Here is a 17,267-nt window from a genome sequence, read left to right as displayed (position 1 = left end):
GGGCGCACATGCGCCTTTCGCCTATCGAAAACATCAACTTGACAGGTCGGGAAAAATGATCAACACCAATTCGCCTCTTGAACACCTCGCGTCCTTCGCCATCACATTCGCTGCCGGCGCCCTAGCCACCGTGCTGATGTCGAAATATATCGACAAGGTGCGCCGCGATGCACTCGCGGCCAGCGCGTGCGGCCACTGAAGCGCTAGCGCGTCGGGCTCGCTCAATTAAAGACTTCCTGAACATTGCCGATAAGTCTCTTACGTTCGGGGGGCTTATCGCTGCCCGACCAGAAGGGCTGCACAGTTCAGGCTTCGAGCGACCGCTTGACGGATCGCCCGGCCTGCGGCACCCGAGATCATCCGGCGCGAAGTTGCCCAGCGCATCTGGCAGCCGGCACACGACTTGTTTTTTAGTCAATGGACATGCAACGAGCGCAAGAGCAACAGGCTGACCTGGCTGACCTGATTCAGCACATCAAGGCCATTCTCACGCAGGACGACAACGCGAGCGCCTACTTTGCATCTGAACTGGATTGGCTGAACCACCGCGAGAAGCTGTGGCAAAGCGATGCTTTTCGCGTCGGGCTAATCGGCATTACGAGTTCCGGAAAGTCGACGCTCGTCAACGCATTGCTCGGCGCCGAACTCCTGCCTCACGCCGTGCGGCCTAGCTCCAACAGCCTCGTCGTGTGCGAGTGGGGCAAGCGGCTAGAGTGCATCGTCCATTTCAAGGAGCCTGGCCGCAAGCCCGTTGCGATTCTCGGCAGCGCGATCGCAAAGCGGCTCAAGGAATATGGCGACGAAGCGACCAATCCCGGCAACGTCAAAGGCGTGGCGGAGATCCGCTTGCGCTCGCCGAACTTCAGGCTGGGGCAGGGCGTCACGCTGGTCGACACGCCGGGTCTCGACGCGTTCGGTCATGACGAGCACGAGCGGCTGACACTCGAAGTGCTGTTGCCCACCGTCGATGTGGTCGTGTTCGTCACGACCTGCAAGGCAAACTCCGACGAGAAGATGCGCGAGTACGTCTGTCTGGCTCATGATCACGGCAAGCCCATCGTCGTCGTGCAAAACATGATGGATAGCGTGCTCGAGAAGCCGGGCGCGCACGGCGAGATCCTGAAATCGCGGGATGAGGTGCTCGCAGAGCATCGTAGCAGGGTGCAGTCGGTGCTGAAGAAGGCGGGGGTCGAATCCGTGCTGATCAGCCAGGTCTCCGCGATATGGGCATTGCGGCAACCCGACAAGGCGTCCGGGCTGCCGGAGTTCATCGCGGGCGTGCAAGGCCGGTTCGATGAACTGGCGCCCGCCGTCGCCCAGGGCCGTGGGGCGCAGCTCAACGAATGGCTGCGCGAATTCGTCGACAGGGAATTGCAGCCGGGCGACCCCGCCGCGATCTATCGGCGGCAAAAGGCGGAGGCCAGGCGCCTCGCGAATCTGACCGACGAGTTCGACGCGCGCTACACGCAGATGAAGGAAGAGGCCCGCAGGGAGCCCGCCGCAATCGCCAGGGAGGGCGACCCGCTGCTCGAACAGACGGACGGGCTGACCAGCACGAGCATCGATGATGCGTCTGCGTTGCAGGCGAACGTGGAGCGCTGGTTGAAGCGTTCGGCGGCCAGCCTGAGCACGCTCAACAAGCGTGTGCTGGGGCAGATCGCGGCGGATCACGAGAAGTTGAACCTGCGCGCCGATGACCTCGATCTCTCCACGCAGCTCGCCCGGTCGATCGGCAATCTCGGTTTCACGACGACTCACCGGCATCGACGGGTGCGAGTCGAGCAACCGGGCCTATTCGGCAGTTTCAAGCGCGGAGTCGACATTTTCGGTCAGGACTGGGGCGTGGACGAGCGCATCGAAACCTGGACGGAGATCGAAGACATCAACGCGTTCAGGAAGAGCGTTCAGGGTGCGGTCAAAAAGCAGCGCGCCACGGTCGAGTCGTTCGCCGATGCCATCGTGGAGCGCATCGAGGACGCGCGCAAGCAATTCCGCAAGGAACTCCGGGCCCGCGCACGCGGGCTGGAAGCGAAGATGTCGGCGCAAGAGGGGCTCGTCGGGCGCAATGCCATTGCCCGCGAACTGGAGGCATTGCTGGCCAGGCCGGGCAAGCGCAAGCAGGCCGCGTCAGACCCCGCTTCGAGGCGCACCGCGTTCGCGGCCGCGCCCGTCGCCGAGCAGAGCGTGCATGAGATCGAGGTCGGTTCGGCCGCGCTCGCGCTGACCCGCCTTGCAACGCTGATTGCCCAGCATCGCTTCGTCGATATGCGCAACGAGGTCCTGTTCGACCAGGCATTCAAGCGCGTTCGCGATGAACGGCGTGTGCTGATCGTCGGCTTCGACAGCGACAGCCTCGTGGGCTTCGTCAACCGCTTCTGGTTTGACATGGTGGAGGCCGAGGCCGGCAGGAAAATCACGTTCAGCAAGTGTCGTATCGACGAGGGCTGCATGGATGAAATCGCGGTTGCGGTGCTCGGAGACGCCGCGAGCGTCGGCACGTGGAACGCCGTGAGCACGTTCCTGTCGTCGCCTTGCGTCGTGTTTCTCGTGCTCGATGTGCAGCAGGTCGGCGCGAGCGAGAGTGCGCTGGAGCGCGCGGAGATCCCCTATGACCCGTCGATGCATCCGATCGTCGCGGTCGTGCAATCGATCAGGGAACTGGAAAACTCGGGCGCGGTCTGCGAGGCGCTATTCGAGCTCAAGGCGCTCGCGAAGCGGCACAAGCTCAAGCTGGCCGGCGTGCTGGTCAACGATGAAAAGGTCTATTACTCGGCGCTCGCCAATCGCCTCGTGGCGACGCGCGCGCCGTTCGCCACCGTAGCCGAGGAAAACAGGTTTATTGCGTCGCTGCCCGAGGAGAACCGGGCGGACGCCGGCAAGATCGTCCGCGCATGGCGCGCGACCACCACCGCCTGACTTTGATCCGCAGGAAAACGACATGATCCAACCAACGCGCTTCACCGTTGACGATGCCACCCGCAAGGTGCTGGACGAGCTCAGCGGACAACTGTCGCATACCCCCTCCTGGGTCGCGCAGTTGAAAGACGAACTCGAGGACCAGATTCGCGATACCACTCGTCTCGTGCTGACCGGCCCCGCCAAGTCTCTCAATCAACTTCAGGCGCACGCCACGTCGCAACAGCAATCGCTCGCCGAACTCAGGGCCGCGCTGCAGCAGTTGATCGAAGACGCCGGCGAGAAGAGCGACACGCTGCGCGCATCCATCGACGTGCATGCACGGCAATTGGCGGCACTGGGCACGGACGTGCGCAAGCTCGATGACGGCGCGCAACGCCAGCAGAATCTCATCGGTGAGCTGAGAGACGAACGCAAGGCCGATCACGAACGGCTGATCGAGGCAAGCGGGCAAATGACTGCCGCGATCGCCGAACAGCGTGAGGCGCTCAGGGCGATGAGCGAAGCCTTCCAGCAGGCGACACGTCACCAGGAAGAACGCACCGCGCAACTGACCGAAAACCTGCAAGCCATGCATGCGCTGCTAGCCGGCTTGCAGGCGACACAAGCGAATCAGCTCGACGCATTGCAATCGGTGCAGCAGCGCGTCGATGATTTGTCCCGTTCCCGCTGGAAAAAACTGTTCTGAAACTCCCGACGCTGACGACCATGAACACACATGATTTGCGCAATCTGCTCGGCGATGAGCGACTGCTGTCGCTCGCCGAGCGATACGACGCGAAGCCGGCCGGCCCCGAGGCACGCAATCTCGCCGACCGGCTGCGCGGATACGCGGGCCAACTCTCGGCCGAGCGCTTCGTCCTGCCGATCGCCGGCATCCAGGGCAGCGGCAAGAGCACACTGCTCAATGCGCTTGCCTTCGACACGCCGGTCCTGCCTATCGATGCCGACGAAACCACCTGCGTGCCCGTCGAGATTACGTGGGCGGCGCAAGCGGGTCAGCAGGCGACGATTCATTACGCCGACGGGCGCACCGAGTCCATTCCCTGCACCGAGGATGCGCTGAGATCGGTCGTGCACAACGAGAACAATGCTGGCAACGTGAAGCAGGTGTCGCGTGTCGTGCTCACATCGAACCGCGAGATGTTCAGGCACGGCCTCGTGCTGGTCGATCTGCCGGGCGTCGGCAGCCTCACGCACGCGAATATGGAAACCACGCAGCGCTATCTTCGCGAAGCGGTCGGCGTGATCTTCATGCTGCGCACGGTGCCGCCGCTGACCCGTTCCGAAGCCATTTTCGTGTCCTTGCAATGGACGGCGCTGCGCACCGCGCTCTTCGTGCAGAACCGCTGGAACGACGAAACGGACGAAGAAGCGCTGGCGGGCCGCGATCACAACGTCAAGGTGCTACGGCAGATCGCGGAGCAGGCGAGGATTCCGCTCGACGCGCCACCGAACGTCCGCCTCGTGGACGGTTACGAGGCGCTGCGCGCGGCCCTGAACGGTGACGCCGGAGGCACCGAGTCCTCCGGCGCCCGGGCATTCGCCGCCGAGCTCGAAGAGTTCGGCAACGACTGGTCGGCGCGAGTCGCCGCCGATGTCGCCGCGGCCTGCGAAGCAGAGTTGACGCGCCTGGCAGAAAGCGTCGCGGCGCGTCTTGGCGAAACGAAGCTCGATCGCAAGGCGCATCGCGATCACATGGAACGTGAGGCGCAGGCGTTCGTCAAGCGGCTCGACGGAATCGACGAGCGGGCCGGCCAGATGCGTGACGACGCACGCGCCTTTCGCCGCTCGGTGCGCGATCACTTGCGCAAATGGGAAACCGAGAAGCGCGCCGAATTGCGCAACCGCATGCGCACGAAGATGCGCGCCGGCATAGTCGACGGTCCACGCCTTTCGAGCGCACTCAACGACGAGCAAAAGGAAGCCAGCATCGAGATTTTCGGTCTGGTCCAGGAAGACGCGCTCGCGCTACAGGACCGTTTGCGCAGCGATCTGCAGAATCTCGATGCGTGGACGGCCGACGCCCCTGATCTGCGCTTCACCGTCGACCGGGAAGAGGCACTGCGCTTCGAGAATCTGGCCGGGCGCGCGGGCGCCGTCGCGGGCACGCTCGGCGGCGCGTGGGCAGGCGTCGAGGCCGGCGCGGCGATCGGCGGCCTCCTCGGCGGGCCAGTCGGCCTGGCAATCGGCGCGGCCGTGGGCGCCATCTTCGGGGGGCTCGCAGGGCAGTATGCCGGCGACAAGGCGAGAGACGGCATCACCTATCTGCGCGCCGGGGCGGTCGAAGACGAAGTGTTCGCCGCCATTAACAATTATATCGACGGGACATCGACGGCGCTCAACCGGATCGCCGCGCAATTCTGCGAGCAGCTCGACACGTTGCTCGAACAGTGGCGCGAGTCGCAAACCCACGCGTTCGAAGAGAAGCGCGAGCAGTCCATGTCGATGCTGAACAGGTCGGCGGAAGAAAAAGCGAAGTCGGCCGAACAACTGGAATCCGACCGGGCGATGATCGGCTCGCTTTGCGCACGGCTGAAGGAGGTGCGCGCATGAGCACCCGCAAACAGGCGTGGATGAGCGCCGCACAGCAGTTTTCCGACCTGCTCGACGCTCAGGGCGATGAACAGCGCGCGAGTCTCGTGCGCCTTGTCGTGAATCGACTGGCCGTGCCGCAGGCCTATGTGACCGTGGTTGGCGAAACTAGCACCGGGAAATCGTCGCTGATCAATGCGCTGCTCAGCGACGAGCATCTGCCCGTGAGCGGCAAGCCGACAACCGGCGTCGTCACGCATGTGGCGTGTCGCGACGAAGCCGAGCCGCGCTTCTTCGCCATTTACCGCGATGCGACTCAGGAGGAGATCGACAGGGCGCGTTTCGTCGAGCAAAGCCTCACGCCCGACGACGAGATCCTGCGCCTGCAGATCAGGGTGCGGCCGAAAGCGCCGAGTCATGTCGGGATGCACGTCTTCGACACGCCCGGTTACAACGCGGTGATGAGCCGGCACGAAGAAGTGCTGATGGCCTTCCTGCCGCAAAGTGACGTGATCGTATTCGTGGTCGGCTATCGCACGGGCTTTGGCCAGACCGAACAGGATCTCTTCGAGGCAGTTGCGGAAGCCACCGCGAACGACCCCGACATTCCCGTCATGCTCGTGATCAACCGCGCGCCCGAGGGCTGCGGCCGCGCCGACAAACGCGTCGGCGAGATCATGCGGCTCGCGCAAGACGCTCTCAAGCGTCCATTGTCCTTGCAGATCATCCACTCGACGAATTTCCGGGCGCCCAATGCGACGCTCGAGCGTCGCCCCCTGGCTGCGGAGCGCTTGTGGGACGAAGTGTCGGGCCACGCATTCGCGCCCGAACTCCTGAAAGCGGTCGAGACGAGGCTGGCGAACGCCGTGCTGGCCACGCTCGCTGAAGTGGATGCCGCGCTCGAGCGCGAGGAAGCGGGCTTAAGCGCGAACGCGGACGAGCGAGAAGCGATTGAGCGCGCGATGGAGGTCACGCGTAGCGCCCACGCGCGCTCGCTGCAGGAAATCGACGCAACCATGACGCGTCTGGAGACCGCATTGCCGCGCCTGGTGGACAAGGTCACGGACGCCGCGCTGCGGCGGATCGAAGCCGACATCATGGCTTCGAACAAATGGCTGGGTTACGCGGACTGCGCCCAATGGATCTCTGGCCATTGCCTGCCTTTCGAGGTGCGCCAGATCGGACGCGCGATCGAGAACCACATCACCGTCGAAATGGAGGACTTGAACCGGCGGCTGGAGGATATCGCGAACACGGCGGTCGCCGAACTCGACAAGACCGTGGCGCTTCGCTCCGGCGACCCGGTGTCGAAATTCGTGACTAGCCTTGCCGCGACGCTCGCCCAGCGCGTGGCGGGCAACGCGGCCAATTCCATGCTGCGCGGGTTGGGTGGCGTCGGCGGCGCGGCCGCCGGGGCGGGCAATCTGGCGAAGATGGCCGTGTCGCGGATCGGCAAGCTGTTCGGCCAGCGATTCGGACGCGAGGTCTATAACCAGATTGGCCGTGTCTTCACGAAGAAGATGCTGGAACGGCTGAACGTCGCGCTGACGGTTATCGTGGAAGTCGTGGGCTTTGTGTATGAAGCCCAGGTCTGGCAGGGCAAGTTGCTCGCGCTAAGCCGCGAGGCCATCGGCGAATGGCGCGAGGTGGTGGGGAACGACCTGCGCGACGAGCATCTGCCGGGCATGCGCCAAGGCAATCGCGACATTATCGATGCGCTCTACGGCGACCTGGAAGCGCAACCGGCGCTCCATGCCGAGCCGGATCAACGGCTCGTCGAAGTGCGGTCCTTCAGGCAACAACTCGCGAGCCTGCGCCAACAATTGCATCCGACTCTCAACGCTTGATTCAGGAAAGGAAAACGAACATGAACGATCCGATGGATCTGCCGAGCCGTGGCGTAGCGAAAACGCCCGATGCGCGTACCGACGCGAGCATTGCGCCTCGCAGCAAACTGACTGAACGTCAATTGGATGTGATCGTCGACAGTGGCGCGCAACTGGTGAGCATCGCGGCCGGCGTGATGGATATCGTGAAGATCAAGGCGCAGACACAGCACGAGGTTGCGCAGATCGAAGCTCGGAGCAGGGCGGTCCGTGAAGCCATCCGGGGCGAAATCGAGCGCATGGAGGCCGCGCGCGAGACGATCGTCACCCGCGGGGACGTGGCTATCAAGCTCACGCGCGCCGTGCTCCAGGATTTTACGGAGTACGATTCGGCCACGCGTCAGCTCGCGCTCGAGACGCTGACAAAACTGGTGGACAGCGCCATTAACGCAAAAGACGCGGAGGCCGCGCCGAAATCATGATCGAGGATATCTCCGCGATCGCGATGGAACTCGTCGAACTGATCAAGGCGCGGCAACTCGAAACCGCGCGGCAACTCGTGCATGCCAGCCGCCGCACGGCGCTCGGCGCGCATTCGCACGAGCGGCAACGGTCGGTGCACGAGATTACGCTCGCGATCGCAGAGGCAAAAAAACAGCGAGTGCGGCTGCTTCGAGAGGTGGAGGTGTTGCCGGAAGCGGAGCAGCAGTTCGCGCGCATCGAGATCGAGAGCATTTGCAGCCGTCTCTTCGATGAGGAAATCGCGCGGCTGACCACCCGTAAACGGCAGTTGTCCCGACCGGGCGCCGTGTGAGCGGATGCACGATTTTGCGGTGCCTCTTGTACCGCGCGGCGGCCTGCGGGGTCCTTTCCCCAGCCGTGGAACATGAAGCCGCCGAATTCGCGTTAGGATCGCGGTACAGACCGCCAGCTCCGGTCGACAGCTTTGCATGGGATCGCAGTAAGCGCTAAAGCTCCAACTGCGATCGACAGCTTTGCATGGGACCGGAGTAGACGCTAAAGCGCCAGCTCCGGTCGACAGCCTTGCATGGGGAGACAGCATGGACCTGTTCATGTCGATGGAAGCGTTCGTGCGCGCCGCGGAGGCGCAAAGCTTTGCCGGCGCCGCGCGCCAGCTGGGTGTCGCCAAATCGGTGGTGACCTCGCGCGTTAAGCAGCTCGAAGACCATTTCGGCGTGCCGCTCTTTCATCGTTCGACCCGGGCGGTGCGCCTGTCCGAACTCGGCGAGACGTACTACCGCGAGTGCGCCGAACTCGTCACCAAGGTCCACGATCTGTCCGGCCGCTCGCGCGGCGACCCGCAGGCGCTCGCGGGCACGCTCAATATCCACGTTCTGCCGGGCTTCGCGCTCGGCCATTTTTCGCAGACGCTGATCGAATTCCGCGCCGCGTACCCGCGCGTGGAATTCGTCGTGACCGTCAACGACCGGGTCATCGATCCGGTTCAGGAAGGCTTCGACCTGGCGCTGCAAATCTACCCGCCGGCGTCGAACCTGCTGGTCGAGCGGCGTCTCTTTCCGGTGCGCGGCGTGCTCTGCGCCGCGCCCGGCTATCTGAAGGAAGAACCGCTGATCGAGACACCGCTCGATTTGCTGCGGCACGATTTCGCCCGCTATTCGTACTACCCTTGGGGCGACAAGTGGCCGCTGATGCGCGGCAACGAATGCTTCGAAATCGCGCTGAATCCGGTGCTCAAAACCAATAGCGTGCACCTGCTGCTGGAATTCGCGCGGGCCGGCGCGGGCGTCGTCTATCTGCCGACCATGGTCGCCGCCGCCGATCTGCTCGAACGCCGGCTGGAGCGCGTGCTGCCGGAATACGCGGCGCCGCCGCTGTGGCTGTCGGCGGTGTATCCTGCCTCGCACCGCTCGACCACCAAGGTCAAGGCCTTCGTCGACTTCCTGCGCGCGCGCTATCTGCGTGAGCCGCAGTGGGACAGGGCGCTCGGCATTGCGCCGCCCGATGACGAAACGAAAAGCGTCGACGAAGAGTTGTCCGAGGACTGAGGCCCGCCCGAGGCCGATGAGGGTTCGCCACCAGGTAGTTTCCCTGGCGCGATTTTGGAGCACCCAGGGTTCGCGTTTCCCGACCCTCGGAACATTGCTGTAGCGCCTGCCGCCACTTAATCTTCAATGCAAGCAACGCATTCGTGGATCAAATGGAGGCAGACATGCAACAAACCTGGTTCGGCAGCCTGGACAACTTCCGCAAAGGCTCCATCGAAATCATCAAGGGCAAACCGGAACATTACGCGATGTCGAATGTGTTCGACGTGGCGAGCCGCGCTGCGCCCTACGAGAAAGTCGTGGTCGGCAAGAATCTCAAGTACGTGATCGAGACGCTGCGCGCGGAAGGTTCGTCGCCGTGGTTTGCTGCGTCGCACGATGAGTTCGCGGTCGTGCTCGATGGCGAGATCGACATCTATTTCATCAAGCCGTCGGACGGCCCGCTGGTCGACGCACGGACCGAAGGCAGCGTGCGCCTCGAAGGCCAGCCGTCGGGCCAGTCGATGGGCCATGTGCGGCTGCGTCGTGGCCATCAGGCACTGCTGCCCGCCGGCGCCGCCTATCGCTTCGAAGCGAAGACCAAAGGCGTGCTGCTCGTGCAGACGATCCTCGGACGCTATTCGGTCGAGAAGTGGGCCGACATCTGCATCCACTGAATCCCGCTACACGATCGATCCATCCGGAGCCCATCATGGACAAACTCAGCACTCTGCAAAACGTCACCGCGAGCGAGGCCGACGCGGTGACCGGTTATCGCACGTTCTGCCTCGGCGACTTCGAATTCAGCCGCGACGCTTATTTCGCCACCGTCAGATGGCCGGCCAAAGGCCAGATCCGCTCGCACCAGATGCACGCCGACGACTTCCTGCGCGCGATGATGCGCGACGTGGCGTGGGGCTTCTTCTACGGCTGGGTCAACTTCGACGAAGTGATCGGCACGCGCAATCACTACGGCAAGGTCGACATGTACGCCGGCGCGTATAACGCGAGCTTCAAGGAAGCGGGCGTCGATCACATGCAGCAGTTCGACACGCCGCTCATCATGGCGACCTTCAAGGCGATCCTGAAGGACTGGGTCAACGAAGGCTTCGACCCGTTCGCCGCACCGGAAGAAACCGGCTCCGCGTTCGGCACGAAACACGGCGACAACATCGCCGCGATCGAGCGCACGCGCATTGCCACGAAGCGCATGCCGGGCCTCGAAGGCGACTCGCCGTTACGCGACGATCTGCCCGTCAATCGCCAGTTTGCCGACGTCGGCCAGGACGAACCGGAGATTTACGCGGAGCCGGGTTTCGAAGGCGCGCTGCATGCGTTCAGCCTCTTCAAGTATCTGTCGCGCTCGGACGTGACGTGGAATCCGTCGGTCACGTCGGTGTGCCAGCAGAGCCTGTTCTGCCCGACCACCGAGGAATTCGTGCTGCCGGTGTTCCATGGCAACGACCGCGTCGAGTGGTTCCTGCAACTGTCCGACCAGATCATCTGGGACGTCGCCGACAAGGACAGCGGCGAGCCGCGCGCACGCATCACGATGAACGCGGGCGATATCGCCGCGATGCCGGCCGATATCCGTCACAAAGGCTACTCGCAGAAGCGTTCCATGCTGCTGGTGTGGGAGAACGCGACGCCCGATCTGCCCAAGCGCTACGAAAGCGGTGAGCTGCCGCCGTATCCGATTCAGATGTAACTCTCCGGCATTCCCTCTGATCGTCGATCGAACGGCGCCAGACCGCTGGCGCCGCGGGGAAAGTCGCGTCCAGGTTTTACTTGCACAGGACTGACATGCAAACGCAACTCTTCATCGGCGGCCGCTTCGTGCCGGCTGCAAACGGCGAAACGCTCGCCTCCCTCAATCCGCACGACAACTCGGTGATCGCCGAGGTCGCGATGGCGGGCCCGGCCGATGTCGATCGCGCCGTCGCGGCGGCGAAGGCGGCGTTTCCGAAGTGGAGCAATCTCGCCGCGATGGAGCGCGGGCGCCTGCTTCTCAAACTCGCCGACGCGATCGAAGCGAATGCCGACAAGCTCGCGCGCCTCGAATCGCTCGATACCGGCCACCCGATCCGCGATACGCGCAACCTCGACGTGCCGCGCACGGCGGCCACGTTCCGCTATTTCGGCGGCATGGCCGACAAGTTCGAAGGTTCGGTGATTCCGGTCGAACAGGGCTTTCTGAACTATCTGACGCGCGAGCCGGTCGGCATTGTCGGGCAAGTGGTGCCGTGGAATTTCCCGCTCATGTTCACGAGCTGGAAGATGGCGCCGGCGCTCGCCGCGGGCAACTGCGTGATCATGAAGCCTGCCGAACTCACGCCGCTGTCCAGTCTCGCGATTGCCGAGCTGATGGCCGAGGTGGGTTTTCCGGAAGGCGTCGTCAACATTCTGCCGGGCCTCGGTCATGTGGCCGGTCAGTACATTGCCGAACATCCGGAGATCAGCAAGGTCGCCTTCACCGGTTCAACCGCGGTGGGCCGCAAGGTCGTGCAGGCGTCGAGCGGCAATCTGAAGAAGGTGCAGCTCGAACTCGGCGGCAAGGGCGCGAACATCGTATTCGGCGACGCGAATATCGATGCCGTGGTGCAAGGCTCGGCGTTCGCGATCTTCCACAACCAGGGGCAGGCGTGCATCGCCGGCTCGCGGATGATCGTGCACGAATCGATCGCCGATGAAGTGCTCGAAAAGTTCGCCGCGTTGAGCCGCACGATCAAGATCGGCGATCCGCTCGATCCGTCGACCGAGATGGGTCCGCTCACCTCGCGTCAGCACCGCGACCGCGTGCTGTCGTTCGTCGATGTCGCGCGCGAACAGGGTGGCCGCGTGCTTGCCGGTGGCAAGGCGCCGGACATCGCGGCGCTGGCCAATGGTTGTTATGTCGAGCCGACTATCGTCGAAGCGAAGCCGGAGCATCGGGTCTCGCAGGAAGAAGTGTTCGGTCCGTTCATGACGGTCACCACATTCCGCACCGACGAAGAAGCGCTCGCGATTGCAAACGGCACCGAATACGGTCTCGGCGCGGGTCTCTGGACACGCGATCTGCAACGCGCGCATCTGGTGGCGCGCGAGATACGCGCCGGCATGGTGTGGATCAACTGCTACAAGCGCGTGAGTCCCGCGTCGCCGTTCGGCGGCGTCGGCGCAAGCGGCTACGGCCGCGAAATGGGTTTCGAAGCGATGCGCGAATACACGCAGCCCAAGTCGGTCTGGGTCAACGTGGATGCGCAGATTCCGCCTTACTACCCGCGCTGAACCGCCATGGAACCGTTCATCTACAACGGCTTGCCGTCACGCGTGATCTTCGGCGCGGGCAGTCTCGACCAGCTCGATCGCGAGATCGGCCTGCTCGGCGCGACGCGAGCAATCGTGTTGTCCACGCCGCAGCAACGCGCGCAGGCTGAAGCGCTCGCGGCAAGCCTCGGCTCGCGCGCAGCAGGCGTCTATGCCGAAGCCGTGATGCATGTGCCGGTCGAAACCGCTCGCGCGGCACGTGAGTTCGCCACACAGGCCGGCGCCGATTGCGCGATCGCGCTGGGCGGCGGTTCCACAACGGGGCTCGGCAAGGCAATCGCGCTCGAAACCTCCCTGCCGATCATCGCGATTCCAACCACGTATGCTGGCTCCGAGATGACGCCGATTTACGGCCTCACCGAAGGCGGCGTCAAGAAGACCGGCCGCGATCTGCGAGTGCTGCCGAAGACGGTGATTTACGACCCGGCATTGACCACGTCGCTGCCGCCCGCGTTGTCGCTGACGAGCGGGATCAACGCGATTGCCCACGCGGCGGAAGGGCTCTACGCACAAGACACGAATCCGATCATCAGCCTCATGGCGGAAGAGGGCATTCGCGCGTTCGGCCAGGGACTGCCTCGCGTGATGCAACAACCAGGCGATCTCGCGGCACGCGGCGATTGCCTGTATGGCGCGTGGCTCTGCGGCGCGGTGCTCGGCAGTGTCGGCATGGCCTTGCATCACAAGCTGTGCCATACGCTCGGCGGCACCTTCAATCTGCCGCACGCTGAGACGCACACCATCGTGTTGCCGCACGTGCTCGCCTACAACCGTGCGGCTGCGCCCGAGGCGATGAAGCGTATCGCGCACGCATTGCAAGCGGAGGACGCCGCGCAAGCCGTCTTCGATCTCGCGCGCGACCACGGTGCGCCGACGGCGCTGAAGGACATCGGCCTGACATCAGCCGATCTCGATGTCGCACTCGCTCTCGCGCTGCAGAATCCGTACTGGAATCCGCGGCCGGTCGAGCGAATACCGCTACGTGCTTTGCTCGAAGCCGCCTTCGACGGGCGACGCCCCGACTAGCGCGCCCGATTCACTCATACAATAAAATTCAGGAGACAACCATGGACTCACCTACTTTCGATGCGAGGCGCCGCCGCTTTGTCAGCCTCGCGGCAGGCAGTGCGCTCGCCGCCACGACCTCGGCGTTCTCGCCGCTCGTCTTCTCCGCCGGCTCACGCACGCTGAAAATCGGCTACGTATCGCCGCAAACCGGACCGCTCGCGCCGTTCGGCGAAGCGGATCGCTTCACGATCCAGCAGATGCAGACGGCGCTGAAAAACGGCATCGTGATCGGCGGCAAATCGTATCCGGTGTCGATCGTCGTCAAGGACAGCCAGTCGAATCCGAACCGCGCCGGCGAAGTCGCCAACGACCTGATCCTGAAGGACAAGGTCGACATCATGCTGGTGTCCGGCACACCGGAGACGGCCAATCCCGTGAGCGACGCGTGCGAGCTGAACGAGATGCCGTGCGTGTCGACGGTGGTGCCGTGGCAGCCGTGGTTCTTCGGCAGAAAGGGCGACCCGAAGAAGGGTTTCCGCTTCACCTATCACTTTTTCTGGGGACTGGAGGACGTGATCGCCGTCTACACCGGCATGTGGCAATCGGTGCAAACCAATCACAGCGTGGGCGGCCTCTTTCCCAACGACGGCGACGGCAACGCATGGGGCGACGCCAAGCTCGGCTTTCCACCCGTGCTCGCGCAGAAGGGCTTCACGCTGAAGGATCCCGGCCGCTTCCAGAGCATGACGCAGGACTTCTCCGCGCAGATTTCGTCGTTCAAGCAGTCGAACGCGCAGATCGTCACGGGCGTCGTGATTCCGCCTGACGCCAAGAACTTTCTCGTTCAGGCGCGTCAGCAGGGTTTGAAGCCCAAGGTCATCTCGATCGGCAAAGCACTGCTGTTTCCGACCTCGATCGAAGCGCTCGGCAATCTCGGCGACGGACTTTCCACCGAGGTGTGGTGGTCGCCTTCGCATCCGTTCAAATCGTCGCTGACGGGGCAAAGCGCGCGGCAAGTCGCCGACGACTACGAGCGCGTCACCTCGAAGCAGTGGACTCAACCGATCGGTTTCGCCCACGCGCTATTCGAAATCGCCGTCGATTCGTTGAAGCGCGCTAAAGACGTCGACTCGAACGAAGCGATCCGCGACGCGGTGGCGTCGACGAAGCTCGATACGCTGGTCGGCCATGTCGCGTGGGGCGGCGGTCCGGTGAAGAACGTCGCCAAGACGCCGCTTGTTGGTGGGCAATGGGTGAAAGGTCAGAAGCATCCTTTCGATCTCGCGATCGTCAACAACCAGCTCGCGCCGAGCGTGCCGCTGTCCGGCCCGCTCAAGCTGATTGCCTGATTTCAGAAGCGGAGAGCAGTGATGAACCCAGTGCTCAGACTCACCAGCGTGTCGAAGCGCTACGGCGCGCTGCAGGTGACCGACGACATCAGCTTCGCGGTCGAACGCGGCGAAACCTACGGCATTCTCGGCCCCAACGGCGCCGGCAAGACCACGCTGTTCAATCTCGTCAGCGGCGACGTGCGGCCCGATCAGGGCAGCGTCGAATTCGACGGCGCGGATGTGAACCACTTGCCGCCGCATCGCCGTTGCGCGGCGGGGATCGGCCGCTCGTATCAGGTGCCCCGGCCGTTCGGTGGCATGACGGTGTTCGAAAACCTGCTGGTCGGCGCCACCTTCGGCGGCGAACTGACCGGCCATGCCGCGTACGATGTCTGCGTCGACGTGCTCGAACGCACCGGCCTCAAGGCCCGCGCCAACCAGCTGGCCGGAACGTTGGGATTGCTCGACCGCAAACGGCTCGAACTGGCCCGCGCGCTCGCGACGCAACCGCAACTGCTGCTGCTCGACGAGATCGCCGGCGGCCTCACCGAGCCCGAAACGCACGCCCTCGTCGACGAGATTCGACGCGTCAAGGAGCGTGGCGTGACGATCGTGTGGATCGAACATGTCGTGCATGCGTTGCTCGCGGTGGCCGACCGTTTGCTGGTCATCAACTTCGGCAAGCGGCTCGCGGAGGGCTTGCCCGCCGCCGTGATGGACGACCCCGAAGTGCGGCGCGTGTATCTCGGACTGGAGGCTTGATCATGTCGGCACTATTGGAGACTCGCGCGCTGAGCGCGTTTTACGGTGACTTCCAGGCGCTGTTCGGCATCGACGTGACGGTGGCGCCGGGCGAAGTGATCGCGCTGATCGGGTCGAACGGAGCGGGTAAATCGACCTTTCTGAAATCGGTGGCGGGCCTGCTGCGTCCGCGCACCGCCGAGCAAATTCTCTATCGCGGCGAGCCGATCGGCGCTGCGGCTGCGGCGAGCATTGTCGGCAAGGGCATTGCGCTGGTGCCGGAAGGGCGGCGTCTGTTTGCGAGTTTGACCGTCGAAGAGAACCTGTTGCTCGGCGCGTTCAGCAAGCGGCGGGGACGCTGGAATCTGCAAAGCGTCTATGCGCTGTTCCCGGCGTTGCAAACGCGCCGTCATCACGCGGCCACCGCGTTGTCGGGCGGTCAGCAGCAGATGGTGGCGATCGGCCGCGCGCTGATGAGCAACCCCGATCTGCTGATGTGCGACGAACTCTCGCTCGGTCTCGCGCCGGTGATCGTCCGCGAAATCTATGCAGCGTTGCCCGAGATCGTCTCGCATGGCATGAGCGCGATTGTCGTCGAACAGGACGTGCAACTGGCACGCCGCGTCTCGTCGCGTTTTTATTGCTTGCAGGAAGGGCGCGTTTCGTTGACCGGCGTATCTGCCGAGGTGTCGGACGAGGCGATCACGCAGGCGTATTTTGGAGTGGCGGCATGAACACGCTCATCAATATCGTCGTGCAAGGCGTGCTGTTGGGCGCGCTTTACGGGCTCTTCGCGATGGGCCAGTCACTGGTGTTCGGCGTGATGCGTCTGACCAATACCGCGCATGGCGACTTCATCGTGCTGCTGGTGTTCGTGCTGTTCGCGTTGACGAGCTTCGCCCATCTGCCGCTCGCCGTTGCGCTCGTACTGTTGCTCGTGATCGCGTTCGGCGCGGGCTATGCCGTGCAGTTCGCGCTTCTGAACCGCGTCAGCAGCCGCGATCCGCTGCCGTCGCTGATCGTGACGTTCGGCTTGTCGATCGTGATTCAGAACGTGTTGCAGCAGATGTTCTCCGCGGATCCGCGTTCCATCGCCACCGGCAGCTTCGAATCGCGCAGCATCACGTTCGCGGGCGGCATCACGCTCGGCTATCTGCCGCTCGTCACGCTGGTGGCGACGGTGGCGCTCGCCTTCGCGATGCAGTGGCTGTTCGGCCGCACACCGCTCGGCCGCGCGTTTCGCGCCACCTCCGACGATCGCGAGATCGTGCAACTGATGGGCGTCTCGTACCGCCGCACCTATGCGCTGGCGATGGGCATCGCCTTCGTGCTGATCGCGGTGGCCGCGGCGCTCTATTCGATGCGCACGGCGGTGTCGCCGAGCGATGGCCCGGCGCTGCTGCTGTATGCGTTCGAGGCGGTGATCATCGGCGGAATGGGGTCGTTCTGGGGCACCTTCGTCGGCGGCATGGCGCTCGGTATCGCGCAGCAGGTGGGCTTTTACTTCGACCCCGGCTGGGGTATCTGGCTCGGCCACGTGGTGTTTCTCGGCGTGCTGGTGGCGCGGCCGCAGGGCTTGCTGCCCAAAACCGCATAGA

16 protein-coding genes are annotated in these 17,267 nt (G+C 63.9%); all 16 read left to right on the top strand.

Annotation, left to right across the window (positions count from 1 at the left end; all coding sequences use genetic code 11):
• The first annotated feature begins 55 nt into the window (after positions 1–55).
• The 16 genes from RI103_RS28150 (at position 56) to RI103_RS28075 (ending at position 17,266) form a co-directional block, all read left to right on the top strand.
• Positions 56–199, top strand: a complete 144-nt coding sequence (locus tag RI103_RS28150; protein WP_310815785.1) for a hypothetical protein — start codon at positions 56–58, stop codon at positions 197–199.
• 224 nt (positions 200–423) lie between these two features.
• Positions 424–2,916 carry a dynamin family protein gene (locus RI103_RS28145; RefSeq protein ID WP_310815784.1) on the top strand — a complete coding sequence of 831 codons (2,493 nt, stop codon included), beginning with the start codon at positions 424–426 and terminating at the stop codon, positions 2,914–2,916.
• Between the two features lie 22 nt (positions 2,917–2,938).
• Positions 2,939–3,604, top strand: coding sequence for a hypothetical protein (locus RI103_RS28140; protein ID WP_310815783.1), 666 nt, complete (start codon positions 2,939–2,941; stop codon positions 3,602–3,604).
• Between the two features lie 20 nt (positions 3,605–3,624).
• Entirely contained in the window at positions 3,625–5,472 is a 1,848-nt protein-coding gene (locus tag RI103_RS28135) for a dynamin family protein (RefSeq protein ID WP_310815780.1), read from the top strand.
• On the top strand, positions 5,469–7,298 hold the full coding sequence (locus RI103_RS28130) for a dynamin family protein (RefSeq protein WP_310815779.1): 1,830 nt from the start codon (positions 5,469–5,471) through the stop codon (positions 7,296–7,298). The genes RI103_RS28135 and RI103_RS28130 overlap by 4 nt, the downstream gene beginning before the upstream one ends.
• Positions 7,299–7,318: 20 nt before the next feature.
• Positions 7,319–7,759, top strand: coding sequence for a hypothetical protein (locus RI103_RS28125; protein WP_310815777.1), 441 nt, complete (start codon positions 7,319–7,321; stop codon positions 7,757–7,759).
• Positions 7,756–8,091 (top strand): hypothetical protein, encoded by a 336-nt coding sequence (locus RI103_RS28120; RefSeq protein WP_310815775.1) that lies wholly within the window; start codon positions 7,756–7,758, stop codon positions 8,089–8,091. Before RI103_RS28125 ends, RI103_RS28120 begins: the two co-directional genes overlap by 4 nt.
• Positions 8,092–8,338: 247 nt before the next feature.
• The gene (locus tag RI103_RS28115; RefSeq protein ID WP_310815774.1) at positions 8,339–9,304 is read left to right on the top strand and encodes a LysR family transcriptional regulator; all 966 of its coding nucleotides are present in this window, start codon (positions 8,339–8,341) and stop codon (positions 9,302–9,304) included.
• A gap of 164 nt (positions 9,305–9,468) precedes the next feature.
• The gene (locus tag RI103_RS28110) at positions 9,469–9,960 is read left to right on the top strand and encodes a hydroxyquinol 1,2-dioxygenase (protein ID WP_310815773.1); all 492 of its coding nucleotides are present in this window, start codon (positions 9,469–9,471) and stop codon (positions 9,958–9,960) included.
• Between the two features lie 35 nt (positions 9,961–9,995).
• Entirely contained in the window at positions 9,996–10,991 is a 996-nt protein-coding gene (locus RI103_RS28105; RefSeq protein WP_310815772.1) for a hydroxyquinol 1,2-dioxygenase, read from the top strand.
• A 95-nt stretch (positions 10,992–11,086) separates the two neighbouring features.
• Positions 11,087–12,550: an aldehyde dehydrogenase family protein gene (locus RI103_RS28100; protein ID WP_310815771.1), complete on the top strand. Its 1,464-nt coding sequence runs from the start codon at positions 11,087–11,089 to the stop codon at positions 12,548–12,550.
• 6 nt (positions 12,551–12,556) lie between these two features.
• Positions 12,557–13,615 (top strand): maleylacetate reductase, encoded by a 1,059-nt coding sequence (locus RI103_RS28095; protein WP_310815770.1) that lies wholly within the window; start codon positions 12,557–12,559, stop codon positions 13,613–13,615.
• Positions 13,616–13,656: 41 nt separating this feature from the next.
• A complete protein-coding gene (locus RI103_RS28090) occupies positions 13,657–14,946 on the top strand; it encodes an ABC transporter substrate-binding protein (RefSeq protein ID WP_310815768.1) in 1,290 nt (429 codons plus the stop codon).
• Positions 14,947–14,967: 21 nt separating this feature from the next.
• Positions 14,968–15,690: an ABC transporter ATP-binding protein gene (locus RI103_RS28085; RefSeq protein WP_310815766.1), complete on the top strand. Its 723-nt coding sequence runs from the start codon at positions 14,968–14,970 to the stop codon at positions 15,688–15,690.
• 2 nt (positions 15,691–15,692) lie between these two features.
• Positions 15,693–16,403, top strand: coding sequence for an ABC transporter ATP-binding protein (locus RI103_RS28080; RefSeq protein ID WP_310815764.1), 711 nt, complete (start codon positions 15,693–15,695; stop codon positions 16,401–16,403).
• Positions 16,400–17,266 carry a branched-chain amino acid ABC transporter permease gene (locus RI103_RS28075; protein WP_310815763.1) on the top strand — a complete coding sequence of 289 codons (867 nt, stop codon included), beginning with the start codon at positions 16,400–16,402 and terminating at the stop codon, positions 17,264–17,266. Before RI103_RS28080 ends, RI103_RS28075 begins: the two co-directional genes overlap by 4 nt.
• Position 17,267 lies beyond the last annotated feature (1 nt).

The sequence above is a fragment of the Paraburkholderia sp. FT54 genome (assembly GCF_031585635.1).
Taxonomy (GTDB): Bacteria; Pseudomonadota; Gammaproteobacteria; order Burkholderiales; family Burkholderiaceae; genus Paraburkholderia.
This window is presented reverse-complemented; position numbering and strand designations above follow the sequence as displayed.